Genomic DNA, 14,941 nt, shown 5'->3' with positions numbered 1-14,941 from the left:
TGTAATATGATATTTCAGTTTAATGATTGTTTATAAGGCTGATCTGGTTGCCAAAAATATTTTCCATCACTGTGGCCACCGACCCCAGGAGAACCGAATCTTCACCCAGGTTAGAAAGAGAGATTTGAGTTTTTTCTCTCAATTGCGCCATACAATAAGTATTTATAGATTGTTGAATAGGAATTGTAATGAATTGGCTGGCCTTAGCAAATTTGCCTTCAAGAATGATGAGTTCGGGGTTGAAGAGCTGAATGAGAATAGCCAGGCCTTTTCCCAGGTTGATCCCCACTTTTGAAAGTATATTTATTGAAAATTGATCTCCCATATTGGCAGCTTCAATGATCTTTTCGGGCTGTAGATTCTTTAGGTCTTCTTGAGAAAGCAGGTTTAAACTGGTACTTTCTCCGGCTCTTATTCCTTCCTGTGCCATTCTCGTTAAAGCCAGGCCCGAAGCTACGGTTTCCAAACAACCTCTTTTACCACAGTGGCACAACTGTCCGTCATCGATCAAGGGTATATGTCCAAATTCACCGGCAAAACCCGACGAACCCTGATAGACCTTCCCGTCAATAATGACTCCAAGGCCAATCCCCCAGTCCATAGAAATCACAAGGACATTCTCGCGATTAGTGGCCATTCCAAAATTGGATTCAGCCACACAGGCACTTTTTGCATCATTCAGAATAAAGATAGGCTTGTTGAATTTGCGCTCCAGGATGTTTTCAAGAGATTCAGATTCCTCTTCTTTGATGAAATAAGTGAAATTCCTTCCTTCTTTTGAAGATACCAGTCCCGGCATACTTATTCCTATTCCCAGGAGCTTGTCTATGTCTATGCCCGCAGTTTTTATAAGTTTATTGGCTTCCTCAAAAATATGTTCAACTAATCCTTCCCCGCTCTCCAGCTCAAATAGATCTTTAAAATCGGCTACTTTCTTATTGTGGTTGTCAAAAATGGCAATTTTGAGCCTGGATCTTTCCAGTTGAATTCCCATTACATAAAAGCTATTGCCTTCAAGTTTGTAAAGATCGGGCTTACGCCCACCTGCAGATTTTCCTCTACCGCTTTTCTTTACCCAACCTTCATCTATAAGTTGATTGAGAAGTCTTATAGATGTTGGTGAGCTAATATTGAATTGCTCACAGATCTCGGTGTTGGTTTTTGGGCCTTCAAAATAGAGATTCTTTAAGATCTTTATTTTCTGAAGGTGTTTTTTTCGCTCTACGTTACTGGTTAGCTCTTCGCTTTTAATAAAAAGTTCGTCGATTTTCATAGAATTTTAGAAGCTGCTTTAAGCAGGATGATTGAAAATTAAAAGTAGAATAAAAAGAGGTTACAACCAAAGAACTTAATCAAAATTTTTATAAAAGTTATTTTATTTAATAAAAATTTATATTTTTATGCTGAGATTAAATCCACATTATTTACAAAACTTCTGAAGAAGTAGGTGTAAATAATGGTTAAACCCACTTATGGAAAGCCTTAATATAACAAAGTCTGGGGAAGAAAAAACTATTTTTAAACCCAACCGCGGCCAAAGATTTTTGGCACTAGATGTATTAAGGGGTCTAACTGTTGCACTCATGGTGCTGGTAAATACCCCCGGAAGCTGGAGCACCATTTACGCTCCTTTTAAACATGCTGCCTGGCATGGATTCACAATTACAGATTTAGTTTTTCCCAGCTTTTTGTTCGTGGTGGGTAATGCCATGAGCTTTAGTATGCGCAAATTTGATGCGCAACCTGATTCTGTATTTCTAAAAAAGGTATTTAGAAGGACCATTAAAATCTTCGTTATAGGTCTTTTTCTAAGCGCCTTCCCCTTTGTTTACCGGTCGGGTGGAGAGCTGGTTTTAAAGGATCTTTCCGAAATGCGTATCATGGGAGTCTTACAGCGAATTGCTCTTTGTTACCTTTTTGGATCCCTAATCGTAAAATATTTTAAACTGAAAGGTTCAATAATTATAAGTGCTGGCATTCTCCTATTATATTGGTGGATCATGTATTATTTTGGTGATGCCGGGAACCCTTATTCCAAAGAAGGTAATGCAGCGTTTAAATTTGATTTATTGATCTTTTCTCCTGAAAATCTATATAGTGGCTTTGGTCTTCCATTCGATCCTGAAGGACTTTTGAGCACTTTGCCCGCTATAGTTAATGTTATTGCAGGATATGTTGCCGGCATTTTTATTCAGAAATCTGGAAATAATTTTACCACAGTATGGAAATTGGTAGCAGCCGGTATAGCTTTCGTTATTTTGGGAGAGGTATGGGACCTGGTGTTTCCAATCAATAAGCCAATCTGGACCAGCTCTTATGTGGTTCTTACCATTGGCTGGGGTCTTGTACTTATTGGATTCCTTATTTGGATTATTGAAGTGGTAAAGCTAAAATCCTGGACCTACTTCTTTGAAGTCTTTGGTAAAAACCCTTTATTCATTTTTGTAATGTCAGGGGTCTTTGTGATGCTTATGAGCGTCATCTGGATCAATGGCGCTTCCATGAAAGGCTGGATTTATAATAACTTTTTCCTTAGCTGGCTGGGAGCATATAATGCATCGCTGCTTTTTGCCGTTTGTTATATGCTGCTCATGTGGCTCATGGGCTACTGGATGGATAAAAAACGAATTTATATCAAGGTGTAATTTCACGCACCATATTTTTAAAGATAGAACCTCAAAAATGTCAAAAATTTCCCCCTTTCTCTTAGTCGTAGCCCTTTTGTTCAACCTTTCTCTAAAGGCTCAAAACACTAAACCTCCATTTCTGAAATATACAAACAGCAAATGGGTAGATTCTGTGATGACAACGCTGTCGCCAGATGAACGCATTGCTCAACTTATTATGGTAGCGGCATATTCCAATCGTGGCGAAGACCATAAGCAGGAAATTCTTAAACTTATCAACGAACAAAAGATTGGCGGACTCATATTTTTCCAGGGAGATCCTGAGAGTCAGGTGAAGCTGATGAATGAATATCAGGAAGTGTCAACAGTGCCACTTTTGGGAGCTATAGATGGCGAATGGGGTCTGGGCATGCGTCTTGATAGTACCATTAGTTATCCTTTCCAAATGGCTTTGGGCGCGGTTCAGGAGGAAGACCTGATTTACGAGTTGGGCACCGAAGTGGGCAGGCAAATAAAAAGAACAGGGCTGCACCTCAATTTTGCACCTGTGGTAGATGTGAATAACAATCCGAATAATCCGGTAATTAATTATCGATCTTTTGGGGAAGACAAATACAATGTGGCGCGAAAAGCTACTGCCTATATGCAGGGGATGCAGGATGCAAAACTGCTCCCCACAGCGAAGCATTTTCCGGGTCATGGAGATACAGATACAGATTCTCATTATTCGCTTCCGCAAATTAACCACCCGGTGGTAAGACTTGATTCTTTAGAGCTGTATCCATTTAAAGAGGTTATGAAAGCGGGGATAGGCGGGGTTATGGTAGCGCATTTAAACATCCCAGCGCTTGATTCTACGGGGGTTCCTTCTACTTTATCTAAGCCTATCATTACTGGCCTTTTAAAGGAGGAACTGGGCTTTGAAGGCCTCATCGTTACCGATGCGATGAACATGAAAGGTGTGACCGAAGGCAATGAACCTGGGATTGTAGACAAAGATGCTATCCTTGCAGGGAATGATCTTTTGGAATTTACTGTGGAAGTTTCAAAAGCTATTTCAGAAATTCGGAAAGCCGTTAATCAGGGACTTATTTCCCAAAAGGAAATTGATTCGCGTGCAAGAAAGATTTTGGCAGTTAAGCAGTGGGTGGGGCTCAATAACTATGAACCTGTAGAAGTAAAAAATATATTAGAAGAGATAAACACGCCAAAGGCAGTTTACCTTAAGCGAAAACTGGCAGAGGCTTCGCTAACTGTTCTTAAAAATACTAACAATGTTATCCCGGTACAGGAGCTGGAATCTTTGAGAATAGCTTCTGTTTCTTTTGGTACTATGGAAAGAACGGTTTTCCAGGAAACCCTTGACCTTTATGCCGGAATTACGCATTTTAATCTGCCGGCAGACGCTTCAGAATTAATGGTGCAAACCCTGAAGGACCAGCTTCAGAATTACGATGTGGTAATTTCAGGAATTCACGACTTCAGCAAATTTCCGAGGAATAACCTGCGACTTAATGAAGATGTGTTGCAACTCATAAAAGAATTGGCTTCAAAAGATAACTCGATTTTTGCCTTTTTTAAGAACCCATACGTACTCAATAAAATTGACGGAATTGAAGATGCTGCAGGCCTGGTAGTTGCTTATCAGGATAGTGAGGAAACCCAGGAGGTGGCAGCACAGCTTATCTTTGGCGGACTTGGTGCTAACGGAAAGCTTCCGGTGAGTGTGGGGAAAAAATTTAAAGGCGGAGACGGCCTGGAGGTAGAAGGAGGTATCCGGTTTAGTTATACTCTTCCTGAAGCCGCAGGAATGGATTCAGAAATTTTAAAAACAAGAATTGATTCGCTTATGAACCTGGCCATGGAGATGAAAGCAACTCCTGGAGCACAGATTCTGGTGGCGAAAGATCAAAAAGTTATATTTCACAAGGCTTACGGTACCCATACTTATTCTGATACTGTTACCGTAAAAAAGGATGATGTTTATGATCTCGCTTCCGTAACAAAAATTTCAACTTCAATGGCTGCGCTAATGGAATTGTATGAGCAGGGGAAATTCAAATTGGATGGCACACTGGCCGATCATCTTCCATCTTTCCGAAGATCTAATAAGGCAGATATTCCGTTTTATGACATCTTAACGCACCAGGCGAGATTTCAACCCTGGATCCCTTTCTGGAAAGACACTTTTAGAAAGAATGGCAGTTACAAGAGAAAGACCTTTAAGAAAATACCTTCTGAAGATTATCCCATAAAAATTAAGGAAGGAATGTACCTGCACAAGAATTACCCAAACAAGATCGTAAAAGCAATACGCAATTCTCCTTTACGTGAAAAGAAGGAGTATGTGTATTCAGATTTCTTCTTTATCCTTGCGCCACGAGTGGTGGAAAGTCGAACCGAATTGTCTTTTACTGATTTTCTTCAGGAGAACTTCTATAATCCTTTAGGAGCTACTACGGTAGGTTTTAATCCGCAGTTGCCACTTTACAGGATTGTGCCTACAGAAAATGACTTTTTATTCAGGCAGCAACCCATTCACGGCACGGTACACGATGAAGGTGCTATAATGCTGGGGGGAGTGTCTGGCCACGCCGGATTGTTTGCCAATTCCAATGACCTTGCAAAGCTGTTACAGATGTATCTTAATGGCGGGAATTATGGGGGTAAACAATATTTAGAGGAGCAAACGCTTCAGAAATTTACAGAAACCACCTTTCCTAATAAAGATAATCACAGGGCCCTGGGTTTTGATAAGCCACATTACAACGAGCAGGGAGAGAGCAGGAACACTGCGCAGGATGCATCGGCAGCCAGCTTTGGCCATACCGGTTTTACAGGTATTATGGTGTGGATGGATCCTGAAGTAGATTTACTGTATATATTTCTTTCTAACCGTGTGCATCCTACCCGCGATAATCATAGATTATACAGCCTAAATACCCGTACAGAAATCCATCAGGTGCTTTATGATGCCATCAAAAAATAGCTATTTTTGAGACCTGTGATTTCTTAATATGTAAGATTGTATAAAATACTGAACTACCTTAAAGATCTTTTCTCCTGGGCGAGACTTAAAGCATTCTTTTTTATTTTGCTTTTTCTGCTCATGGGAGAGTTGATAAGTTATCTTTTTGCTCTGCCTGTTGGGGGAAATATAATAGGGATGGTGCTGCTTTTTGTGGCGCTTAAATACAAATGGGCGCCCTTGAGCGCAATCAAACCGGCAGCAGATAAACTCATAGAGTTTCTGGTGGTGTTCTTTATTCCTTACGGGGTGGGTTTGATGGTTTATTTTGATATGATAAAATCATACTGGCTGCCCCTTTCAATTGCTGTAATTGCCAGTACCCTGCTAACTTTATATGTTACAGCCATAATTCTTCAAAAAACGGGAAAATGAACTTCTCTTTTCTGTGGGCTATTTTTGGCATCGGGATAACCTTGGTTTTTTATGCTTTAGCCGGAAGAATAAAGAGATTTAAAATAGCATTTCTTAATCCTGTTCTTCTTGCTATTGTGGGAATAATAGTATTTCTTAAGATTTTCGATATTCCTTTTGAGGCTTATAACAAGGGAGGAAAAATTCTGACTTATTTTCTAGGTCCGGCAGTAGTTGCTTTAGGTGCTTTTTTTTACGAGAAGTATGAAGAGCTGCGGAAGGATCTCAGGTTGCTTACCATTGCTGTGGTCATTGGAGGAATTTGCGGTGTAGTAAGTATTGTTGTCTTCCTGCTTCTCCTTGAAATGCCGATGTTTTTGATCCAGTCTTTGGCCTCCAAATCTGTTACCACACCTATTGCCATAGAAATCACCAAGAACGTAGGAGGAATCCCCGATATTACTGCAGGCATCGTAATAGCGGTAGGGGTTTTTGGAAACGTATTTGGTCTGTACTTTTTAAACAAAATGGGTATTACCAATCAAAGAGCAATAGGTGCGGCGCTTGGCACGGCAGCTCATGGAATAGGCACTGCCCGGGCGATTGAGGAAGGAAAAATTCCCGGCGTCTATAGCGGAATTGCCATGTGTCTCAATGGTATAGTGACTGCAATAGTCACTCCTGTTATCTTACACTTACTACTCTAGTTCCCCTTAAATTCTTGAGAGCTTCTATCAATAGCACATAATTTTTTCAGAGGCACAACAACTTGAGTAAAGAGAAGTTAGCCCATGCAACAGCAGCAGCAAAAATATTTTGTTCTTAGCGCATATATGCTATATTTGTTTGATTTTGTTAACTTTATCAAGCACTAACCATCAAATTGCATGACCAAATTATACAGCCTCCCACTGTGCCTGTTCTTATTTTTCTGTTCTTTTTCGGCTTTAAGCCAGCATTCTGTTGAAGGTCGCACTCTCGATGCTTCGGGGGAACCTGTTGCTTTTGCTAATGTAATATTATTTAATGCTCAAGATTCTACAACTGTATATCGGGGAGCCGTCTCTTCAGAAGATGGGCGCTTCTCTCTTAAATCTGTAGCGGAAGATAATTACCTGCTTAAAATAAGTTTTGTTGGATTTGAAGACCTGTTACAACATATTGAGGTCACGGGTAATAAGCAATTAGGCGACATTACCCTGAAGGAGAACACCGCTACACTTAACGAAGTCTCCATAAATTATAAGAATCCTTCAGTAAAAAGAGAAGTTGACCGCCTGGTTTTTAGCGTGGAGAATACTACACTTTCAACAGGTAGTTCCTGGGATATTTTAAAAAAGACACCCGGGGTGATCCTCTCTGGCAATTCTCTCATGGTGAGAAATCAGAGCGTGCAGGTTTATATCAACGACCGAAAGGTGCAACTAACCGCTTCCGAATTACAAACCCTGCTCGAAAATTATTCAGCAGAAAATATCAAATCTATTGAGGTAATCACCACGCCACCATCTCGATATGATGCCGAAGGAGGTGCTATTCTTAACATTGTCACCACCAAAAGTATTGCACCGGGTTATAAAGGAAATATTAACGGGGCATGGACGCAGGCGATCTATCCTAAATTCCAGGTCGGGACCAGCCATTATTATAAAACTGATAAACTCAATCTCTTCGGAAATTACACCAACTCTACCCGCAAGGAATATAAAGAGGACGATAGCTACATCAACTTTCGAGATGGAGCTGACAATATCGTAAACCGCTGGGAAACTAATTTTGATCGCACTACGCAGTCAAATGCTCATAATGCGAACATACTGCTCGACTATAATTTTGATGATAACAACATTCTTAATTTCTCTTCCAGTCTTACGTATTCACCCAATGAGACATTTAATAACAATGTTTTTACCAGGGTCTATGAAACGAATGAGGAAGTAGAAAACCTCATTACCAAAAGTGAACTTGAGGAGGATGTTTCTAATGTGGCGCTTGATCTTGAATTTAAACATTTATTAGACAAACCCGGTGCGCAGGTTTCTGCAAAAGCACATTATACCCGCTATGATCAGGACAGGGAACAGGGAATAAATACAAGTATTGTAGATCTTGATGCTACTACTTCCAATTACGCTTTTACTACTGAAGCGCAACAGGGAATCGAAATTTTTACAGGTCAGCTGGATTTTATCACGCCCATAGGCAGTACCAGCTTTGAAAGCGGAATAAAAGCTTCCGTTATTACTTCTGAAAGCGGGATAGACTACTTCCGTATGGCTCCCGAGACCGGGACTTATTTATTTGACGAAGATCAGTCAGATAATTTTCTCTACGATGAAAATATTTATGCTGCATATTTCTCTCTGGCAAAAGACTGGGAGAAGTGGAGTGTCAAAGGTGGTTTGAGAGGGGAATATACAGATCGTACTGGAGATTCGAGATCAATGGAGCAGATCGACACCCGGGAGTATTTTGAATTGTTCCCCACGTTTTACCTGCAGCACAGCTTTAGTGATAATCACAGCCTTACCTTTGACTACAGCCGAAGGATTCAGCGGCCCAGGTACGAAAGCCTGAACCCGTTTAGATACTATCTTACAGAATTTGATTATAACTCGGGTAATCCAAATCTGGAGGCTTCCATTAGCAATAACTTTACCCTGAGCTATGCCCTCAAAAATGAGTATTTCTTCGATCTTTATTATAGGGATAGCGGGGAAACTCCCCAAACCCTCAGCTTTCAGGACAATGAGCAAATGCTTATTCGCAGGGTGAGTATGAATTTACTGGAGAGTAAATCTGTAGGAATTGACATTACTCACGGGCGTTCTGTTGCTAATTGGTGGTATGCATACGCTTACGTTTCCCTCTTTAACGAGGAACGTACTTTTGTAGCTATTGAAAGCGGTGATGTGCCGGTGACTTTAAAGATAGATGGTTTCTACGGAAGCCTCTACAACAATATTATTATTTCTAAAGACGGTACGCTCACAGGAGAATTAAGTCTTACTTATATATCCGATTGGCTTAGCGGCTCCTATAAAATGGATCCAATGACCACGCTTTCCCTGGGGCTTCGCAAAACCCTGTGGAACAATCGCGCTGAGGTTAGCGTGAATGTAGAAGACCTGCTTGATGAGACCAATACCTGGCTTAAATCACGATATCTCAACCAGGACAACGGCTACTATCCAAGACCAGAAACCCGCTATATACGTGTAGGATTCAAATATAACTTCGGAAACTTCAGGCTCAGCGATAACCAAAGAGCTATAGAAGCAGCTGAAAGAGACAGGATCTAAAAAATGTATATTGTATAAGGTATATTGAATAATGTGCTGGTGACCCGGATGAATTTTATAGCCATATCAGAAAAGTCTTTTTCTGCGGAAATCTGCGATATCAGCGGGAAACAATTGAAGTACGATTTTAGAAGGACGAAGTTAGAAGTGTTTTGAAAAAGATAAATTCAGGTACCAAATTCTAATCAGATTTATATTTAAAAAGAAAAAGGACGAATGGGTGAATTTCTTCCTGGCCCTGTTCATAGCTTTAATGAGTTTTGTTTAAAAATGAGCCTTCTACCGTCTATCGACTAAAGACTATCCACTAAATAAATTTCATTATTTTTGCAGCCTGAAAAACAGTTGTTTTGGCGAAAATAGGAAACATAGATGTAGGAGAATTTCCATTGTTGTTAGCACCAATGGAAGATGTGAGCGATCCGCCGTTTCGGGCATTGTGCAAGGAACAGGGCGCCGATGTGGTGTATACCGAATTCATTTCTTCGGAAGGGCTTATTCGTGATGCCGCAAAGAGCGTTATGAAGCTTGATATCTACGAAAAAGAAAGACCTGTGGGCATTCAGATCTTTGGAGCCAACCTGGAATCCATGCTGCAATCGGTTGAGATTGTGGAGAAGTCTGGTCCCGATATTATCGATATTAACTTTGGCTGCCCTGTCAAAAAGGTAGTTTCAAAAGGTGCCGGTGCAGGGATCCTAAAAGATATTCCATTGATGGTCTCTCTTACCGAGGCTATGGTAAAACATACCAACCTACCCATAACTGTAAAAACCCGACTCGGCTGGGATGCCGATTCCATCAAGATTGTGGAAGTCGCTGAAAGACTTCAGGATGTAGGCGCCAGCGCAATATCAATTCACGGCCGCACCCGGGTGCAGATGTACAAGGGAGAAGCCGATTGGAGGCCTATTTCCGAAGTAAAGAACAATCCGCGTATGCATATTCCAATCTTTGGTAACGGCGACGTAGACACGCCCGAAAGAGCTGTAGAGATGCGCGACAAATATGGATTGGATGGTGCGATGATTGGCCGGGCCAGCATTGGCTATCCCTGGTTCTTTAAAGAAGTAAAACATTTCTTCAAAACCGGAGAACACCTTGCGCCTCCTACCATGGAAGAGCGTCTTGATGCTGCCCGCCGCCACCTGCAAATGGCAATTGACTGGAAAGGGGAGAAGCTGGGTGTTTTTGAAACCAGAAGACACTATACCAATTACTTTAAAGGAATTCCGCACTTCAAGGACTACCGCCAAAAGATGGTGACCAGCGATGATGCCGCCGATGTATTTGCTGCCTTCGATGAAGTGGAAAAGGAATTTTCTGGCTACCAGTTCGTTTAAAGTCAGCTGTTGCTAAGGTGTCAAAAATGGCATTTTTTAACATTGATTTTTGCTCTTATCCTATTATGGAAATGTGAATTTGTTTTTGTTTGTTACCAATTTTTGGTACTTTAATACTTTACATTTGGATTAAAAAATATGAGCAAGAACACTTCTATTTCACTTGGAAATTATTTTGATGACTTTGTTCAGGAACAGGTTTCTGCCGGGCGCTATAAAAATGTTAGTGAGGTTATACGGGCAGGGTTGAGACTTCTGGAAAATGAAGAAACTAAAGCAATTCTTCTAAAGAATGCTATTCAGGAGGGAATCGACAGTGGCTATGATCATGATTTTGATGCTCAAAAGAATTTGCAGTCTTTAAAATCATTCCGAAAAGTGAATGGCTAAGTATTATCTCACTAAAAAAGCTGTTGAAGATCTTAATAGCATTTGGAGATACACTTGTGAGAATTGGTCAGAAAAACAGGCAGATGAATATTACCACGTGCTCCTTAAAGGTTTTAATGAGGTGGCTAATTACCGGATTTAGGAAAGGTATATGACCTCATTTTACCAAATCTTCGCGGAATGAAATGGAGGGAACATATAATCTTTTATCGCTGCCTTGAGGAAGAAAAAATTGAAATTCTAAGAATATTACATGGACGAATGGATCTTAAAACCAGGATTCAGGAGTAACCCGATATATAAAAGAGGTTTTCCGGCTACCAGTTCGTTTAAGGCCAGCTGCTGCTAAGGTATCAAAAATGGCATTTTCAGAAGATATTTCTTGCAGGAATGATATGAGCTTATCATCAAGATAAAACTGAGATACCCTTTTATTATTTAGTTTCCATCTCTATGCGCCCAGAGCTTTTTTGCTTCGGCTTGCCGCAATATAAGAAGCCATAGTGCCCAGCGCAGTAATGGTGAGCATCACTACCACTATATTTTGCCACGTGATGGCTACAGGATAAGGCAGGGTGGGCGTGATCATCACCAGGTCATACTGTAGTTGTAAAAAGACCACGGCAATAGAGAAAAGCAGGCCTAGGCTACCTCCCAAAAGTGTCATAAATACGCCCTGGGTAAAGAAAATATTCTTGATTTGTCCCGGCGTGGCCCCAAGGCTGTGTAACGTCTTTATATTCTCTCTTTTGTCTAAAATCACCATGATAATAGAACCCACCACATTAAAAAGCGCAATGATCAAAACCAGGGTGAAAATGAGGTATACGGCCAGGTTTTCGGTATTCAGCATTTTGTAGAGGGCATCGTTGAGTTGCGCCCTGTTCTTAATTTCAACATCGTCATTAAGAACTGCCTGTACAGCCGATTTTACAGTTTCGGGATTGGCATTGGGGGTTAGTTTAAGTTCGAGTCCGGTGATCTCGTCAGGTTTCAGGTCAAGCAGCTCTCTCGCCAGGCCAATAGAAGCAAACACATATTTGCCATCCAGTTCTTCGTTGATGCTGTAAATACCCGATACTACTGCTCGTTTTGAATTAAAGGCGGTGGTAGGATCAAGCACCTGCCCTTTGCCGGGGCGTGGCACCATGATCTCCAGCAGGCTCATATAATCAAAGGTGCCAAGGTTGAGCTCGTGAGAAATGGTGTTACCAATCACCACCTGGGCTTCTTCAGGATGAAACCAGCCTCCCATACCTACGGCACTGTCCAGTTTGTTCACCTTCAGGAAATTCTCATCTACACCTTTGATGTAGGCTGTTTTATTCTTCGACTTAAAATCAAGGAATACCCTTTCTTCAATTACTTCTGAAAAAGTGGAAATTCCGCCGATATTTTCCAGCTCCTGTTTTTCTTCCGAAGAAAAATTAAACGTTTTTCCCGTTGCCGCAAGCACCTTGAGATCGGGATCGTATTCGTTAGAAAAAGAAAGGCTGAAGTCTTTGAGGCCCGTAAAGCCCGAAAGTACGATAAAGAGGGCAAAAGCCCCTGCAAAAACCCCTATAGCCGCAATGAGGGTAATGATGTTGATGGCATTGTTGCTGCTTTTTGAGAACAAGTACCTGCGGGCTATGTAAAAGGGGAACTTCAAGCGCTAAGATTTTTTTCGCTTCGAAAGCAAATCAGGCTGTTCAATAGGATTGTTCTCGCCTTTTATCGATTTTTCGATGTTCTCAATATAATCGAGGGAATCATCAATAAAAAATTCGAGGTTGGGCATACGTCGCAGCTGATTCTTGGTGCGCAGTGCCAGTTCGTGTTTAAGTTTTGGCTTTAGCAGGTTGAGTTCCTTCAAGATATCCTGCGCGTTCTTTGCCGGGAATATGCTCAGGTAAGCCTTTGCCTGCGAAAGATCTGTGGTGACCTTCACCTTCGAAACAGAGATTAAAATTCCTGTTCTTCCCGCATCCCTCAAGTGAGACTGCAGCACATCGGCAAGATCTTGCTGTAATACGCCTCCTATTTTTTTCTGTCTGTTCGTTTCCATGGCACAAAAATAGCACATTTAGTGCTCAAATCTTAAAATCTGCGTTAATAGCTTTAGGTTTTTGCTCCTAAACGCTCCCGACTTTTTATATTTAAAACTCAAAACTTCCGGAGCGACTCATGTAGCTTCGGAAATTTACTTTTAAAAACTATTGAAACTGAAAAATGAAAAAGATTGAACACATAGGAATAGCAGTAAAAGACCTGCAAGCCGCTAATGAACTTTACGCGAAACTGCTGCAGACTGAAAGTTACAAATCTGAAAAAGTGAAGAGTGAAGGGGTGGAAACTTCTTTTTTCAAGACTGGAGAGAGTAAAATTGAACTGTTGGCCGCCACTTCTGAAGACAGTGCTGTGGCAAAATTCCTGGCAAAGCGAGGGGAAGGTATTCACCACATCGCCTTTGAGGTAGACGATATCAAGGCTGAAATGAAACGCCTCAAAGCAGAAGGTTTTGAGCTCATCTCCAAACGCCCAAAGAAAGGTGCCGACAATAAGCTGGTGGCTTTTTTACATCCAAAATCGGCTAATGGTGTGCTGGTTGAGTTGTGCGAAGAGATCAAAGTTGGAGAGGAGCACATTCCCATTGGCGACGAGGTGTGGGAGGATTTGTAAATTCCTGAAAATATCTTTTTGAAATGCTTGTTAAGTATTGAACAAATATCTAAATTTGCGCCCTCATAACACCAATGAGCCGGTCCTATAGCTCAGCTGGTTAGAGCACCTGACTCATAATCAGGTGGTCCCTGGTTCGAGCCCAGGTGGGACCACATAAAAAAACCGTAATACAGATGTAAATCAAGGTGTTACGGTTTTTTTTATTATTGAATTGTACGATTTATGTATGGTAGATCCATACATTTCTTTAATATTATTCTCAAAACTTCTTATAAATAGGGATTTTTAGCTTTAAAGCCTTAGCGATAATCCTTAAATGAATTTAGAAAATATCTTTTTAAAAAGATTTAGTCGCTTATGGACTCAAGATTAAAGTACATCAAGCGTGTATCGGACCTTGCATCCCGACTGGAAAGAAATTGAAACCCATTCTGTTCATAGAAGCGGGTGGACTTTTTGTATGCATCAACTGTAATAAATTTACAGCCAGTTTTATTATTGTCTACAAAGTTATTTTTTATAAAGTCCAAGATTTGATGCCCAATTTTATTCCCCTGGTAGTCTTGATGAACTGCCAGACGACCTATTTTGACTGCTGGATAGCTTCGGAATCCACCTTTTTCTATTGGAAGGAATCTACCTATTCTTTTTTGGAAGAGGTCAATATTTTTATCGACATCGGTGTAAGCAATTTTGTCATTGAGAAGATTAAAATAAGCTAACGTGACATCATCATTATGAAGCAGATAGGTTACCGCCATTAGCTCTTTAAGGTAATTTTGAGCATCATCAAAAAGAAAGCCGTCTAAATCTGTGTCTCCACAGCAAAACGGCTTTATAATAGTGTCAGGTTTAAGCCTGTCTAACTTGAAATCTTTTAAATCCAATGCTAACTTTTAGAAAGAAGCAATACTCCTCAACATATTGTAGTTTTCACGGATCTTGCTTTTTTCCTCGGGGGAGATTTTTTTAACTTCTTTGTTTTCATTAACAAACCTTTTAGCATCCCGACCGTATAGTACTGGAGTTTCTTTAATAGGTTTTGCCATAATTAACGGTTTTAATTCTATGTTATGTAACATACAATAACAGTGCAAATGTATAAATAACAAGTGATTATTTTGATGACCTTAAGTAAATTTTAATTATCCTCGAATTTTTAGTAGGATCTAATCCACGGCATCGAGCTTAAAAGTCTTAGAATCTATTGTTACAATTTTACATTTTTTTCCA

General features: G+C 40.6%; 13 protein-coding genes, 1 tRNA gene and 1 pseudogene. 10 read left to right on the top strand and 5 right to left on the bottom strand.

What is annotated here, in order from left to right; all coding sequences use genetic code 11:
- Positions 1-19: 19 nt before the first annotated feature.
- On the bottom strand, positions 20-1,273 hold the full coding sequence (locus ACQ93I_RS05250; protein WP_431697505.1) for an ROK family transcriptional regulator: 1,254 nt from the start codon (positions 1,271-1,273) through the stop codon (positions 20-22).
- A gap of 199 nt (positions 1,274-1,472) precedes the next feature.
- Here ACQ93I_RS05250 and ACQ93I_RS05245 point away from each other — a divergent pair, with 199 nt between their 5' ends.
- The 8 genes and pseudogenes from ACQ93I_RS05245 to ACQ93I_RS05210 all read left to right on the top strand — a co-directional run bounded on the left by ACQ93I_RS05245 (position 1,473) and on the right by ACQ93I_RS05210 (position 11,335).
- Entirely contained in the window at positions 1,473-2,645 is a 1,173-nt protein-coding gene (locus ACQ93I_RS05245; RefSeq protein WP_431697504.1) for an acyltransferase family protein, read from the top strand.
- Between the two features lie 37 nt (positions 2,646-2,682).
- On the top strand, positions 2,683-5,616 hold the full coding sequence (locus ACQ93I_RS05240) for a glycoside hydrolase family 3 N-terminal domain-containing protein (protein WP_431697502.1): 2,934 nt from the start codon (positions 2,683-2,685) through the stop codon (positions 5,614-5,616).
- Between the two features lie 36 nt (positions 5,617-5,652).
- Positions 5,653-6,030, top strand: a complete 378-nt coding sequence (locus ACQ93I_RS05235) for a CidA/LrgA family protein (RefSeq protein WP_431697501.1) — start codon at positions 5,653-5,655, stop codon at positions 6,028-6,030.
- Positions 6,027-6,716, top strand: a complete 690-nt coding sequence (locus ACQ93I_RS05230; RefSeq protein ID WP_431697500.1) for an LrgB family protein — start codon at positions 6,027-6,029, stop codon at positions 6,714-6,716. The genes ACQ93I_RS05235 and ACQ93I_RS05230 overlap by 4 nt, the downstream gene beginning before the upstream one ends.
- Positions 6,717-6,896: 180 nt before the next feature.
- Entirely contained in the window at positions 6,897-9,311 is a 2,415-nt protein-coding gene (locus ACQ93I_RS05225) for an outer membrane beta-barrel protein (protein WP_431697499.1), read from the top strand.
- Positions 9,312-9,661: 350 nt separating this feature from the next.
- Positions 9,662-10,654: a tRNA dihydrouridine synthase DusB gene (gene dusB / locus ACQ93I_RS05220; protein ID WP_431697497.1), complete on the top strand. Its 993-nt coding sequence runs from the start codon at positions 9,662-9,664 to the stop codon at positions 10,652-10,654.
- 138 nt (positions 10,655-10,792) lie between these two features.
- Positions 10,793-11,044: a type II toxin-antitoxin system ParD family antitoxin gene (locus ACQ93I_RS05215; protein ID WP_431697496.1), complete on the top strand. Its 252-nt coding sequence runs from the start codon at positions 10,793-10,795 to the stop codon at positions 11,042-11,044.
- Positions 11,037-11,335, top strand: a pseudogene (locus ACQ93I_RS05210) (type II toxin-antitoxin system RelE/ParE family toxin). The gene ACQ93I_RS05215 and the pseudogene ACQ93I_RS05210 overlap by 8 nt, the downstream one beginning before the upstream one ends.
- 160 nt (positions 11,336-11,495) lie before the next feature.
- On the opposite strand, the gene ACQ93I_RS05205 reads toward ACQ93I_RS05210, so the two are convergent.
- Together ACQ93I_RS05205 and rbfA are read right to left on the bottom strand one after the other, a co-directional pair.
- A complete protein-coding gene (locus ACQ93I_RS05205) occupies positions 11,496-12,695 on the bottom strand; it encodes an ABC transporter permease (RefSeq protein WP_431697494.1) in 1,200 nt (399 codons plus the stop codon).
- Between the two features lie 3 nt (positions 12,696-12,698).
- Positions 12,699-13,091, bottom strand: a complete 393-nt coding sequence (rbfA, locus tag ACQ93I_RS05200) for a 30S ribosome-binding factor RbfA (RefSeq protein WP_266069836.1) — start codon at positions 13,089-13,091, stop codon at positions 12,699-12,701.
- A 164-nt stretch (positions 13,092-13,255) separates the two neighbouring features.
- Here rbfA and mce point away from each other — a divergent pair, with 164 nt between their 5' ends.
- Both mce and ACQ93I_RS05190 read left to right on the top strand, forming a co-directional pair.
- Positions 13,256-13,705 (top strand): methylmalonyl-CoA epimerase, encoded by a 450-nt coding sequence (gene mce, locus ACQ93I_RS05195; RefSeq protein ID WP_431697493.1) that lies wholly within the window; start codon positions 13,256-13,258, stop codon positions 13,703-13,705.
- An 81-nt stretch (positions 13,706-13,786) separates the two neighbouring features.
- Positions 13,787-13,860, top strand: a tRNA-Ile gene (locus tag ACQ93I_RS05190).
- 195 nt (positions 13,861-14,055) lie between these two features.
- On the opposite strand, the gene ACQ93I_RS05185 is transcribed toward ACQ93I_RS05190, so the two are convergent.
- Together ACQ93I_RS05185 and ACQ93I_RS05180 are read right to left on the bottom strand one after the other, a co-directional pair.
- Complete coding sequence (locus tag ACQ93I_RS05185) at positions 14,056-14,595, bottom strand: GNAT family N-acetyltransferase (RefSeq protein ID WP_431697492.1); 540 nt, start codon at positions 14,593-14,595, stop codon at positions 14,056-14,058.
- Positions 14,596-14,604: 9 nt separating this feature from the next.
- Positions 14,605-14,757, bottom strand: a complete 153-nt coding sequence (locus ACQ93I_RS05180; RefSeq protein WP_431697491.1) for a hypothetical protein — start codon at positions 14,755-14,757, stop codon at positions 14,605-14,607.
- Positions 14,758-14,941: the final 184 nt, after the last annotated feature.

The organism is Salinimicrobium sp. WS361, from assembly GCF_050750585.1.
Lineage (GTDB): Bacteria > Bacteroidota > Bacteroidia > Flavobacteriales > Flavobacteriaceae > Salinimicrobium.
Note: the sequence above shows the minus strand (reverse complement) of the source record. Positions and strands in the feature narration are given on the sequence as shown.

Bases quoted from the DNA above. Each gene is read 5' to 3' on its own strand.
- ACQ93I_RS05215 (WP_431697496.1), top strand. From the start codon at position 10,793: ATGAGCAAGAACACTTCTATTTCACTTGGAAATTATTTTGATGACTTT.
- rbfA (WP_266069836.1), bottom strand. From the start codon at position 13,091: ATGGAAACGAACAGACAGAAAAAAATAGGAGGCGTATTACAGCAAGAT.
- ACQ93I_RS05225 (WP_431697499.1), top strand. From the start codon at position 6,897: ATGACCAAATTATACAGCCTCCCACTGTGCCTGTTCTTATTTTTCTGT.
- ACQ93I_RS05180 (WP_431697491.1), bottom strand. From the start codon at position 14,757: ATGGCAAAACCTATTAAAGAAACTCCAGTACTATACGGTCGGGATGCT.
- mce (WP_431697493.1), top strand. From the start codon at position 13,256: ATGAAAAAGATTGAACACATAGGAATAGCAGTAAAAGACCTGCAAGCC.
- ACQ93I_RS05250 (WP_431697505.1), bottom strand. From the start codon at position 1,273: ATGAAAATCGACGAACTTTTTATTAAAAGCGAAGAGCTAACCAGTAAC.
- ACQ93I_RS05240 (WP_431697502.1), top strand. From the start codon at position 2,683: ATGTCAAAAATTTCCCCCTTTCTCTTAGTCGTAGCCCTTTTGTTCAAC.
- ACQ93I_RS05230 (WP_431697500.1), top strand. From the start codon at position 6,027: ATGAACTTCTCTTTTCTGTGGGCTATTTTTGGCATCGGGATAACCTTG.
- ACQ93I_RS05245 (WP_431697504.1), top strand. From the start codon at position 1,473: ATGGAAAGCCTTAATATAACAAAGTCTGGGGAAGAAAAAACTATTTTT.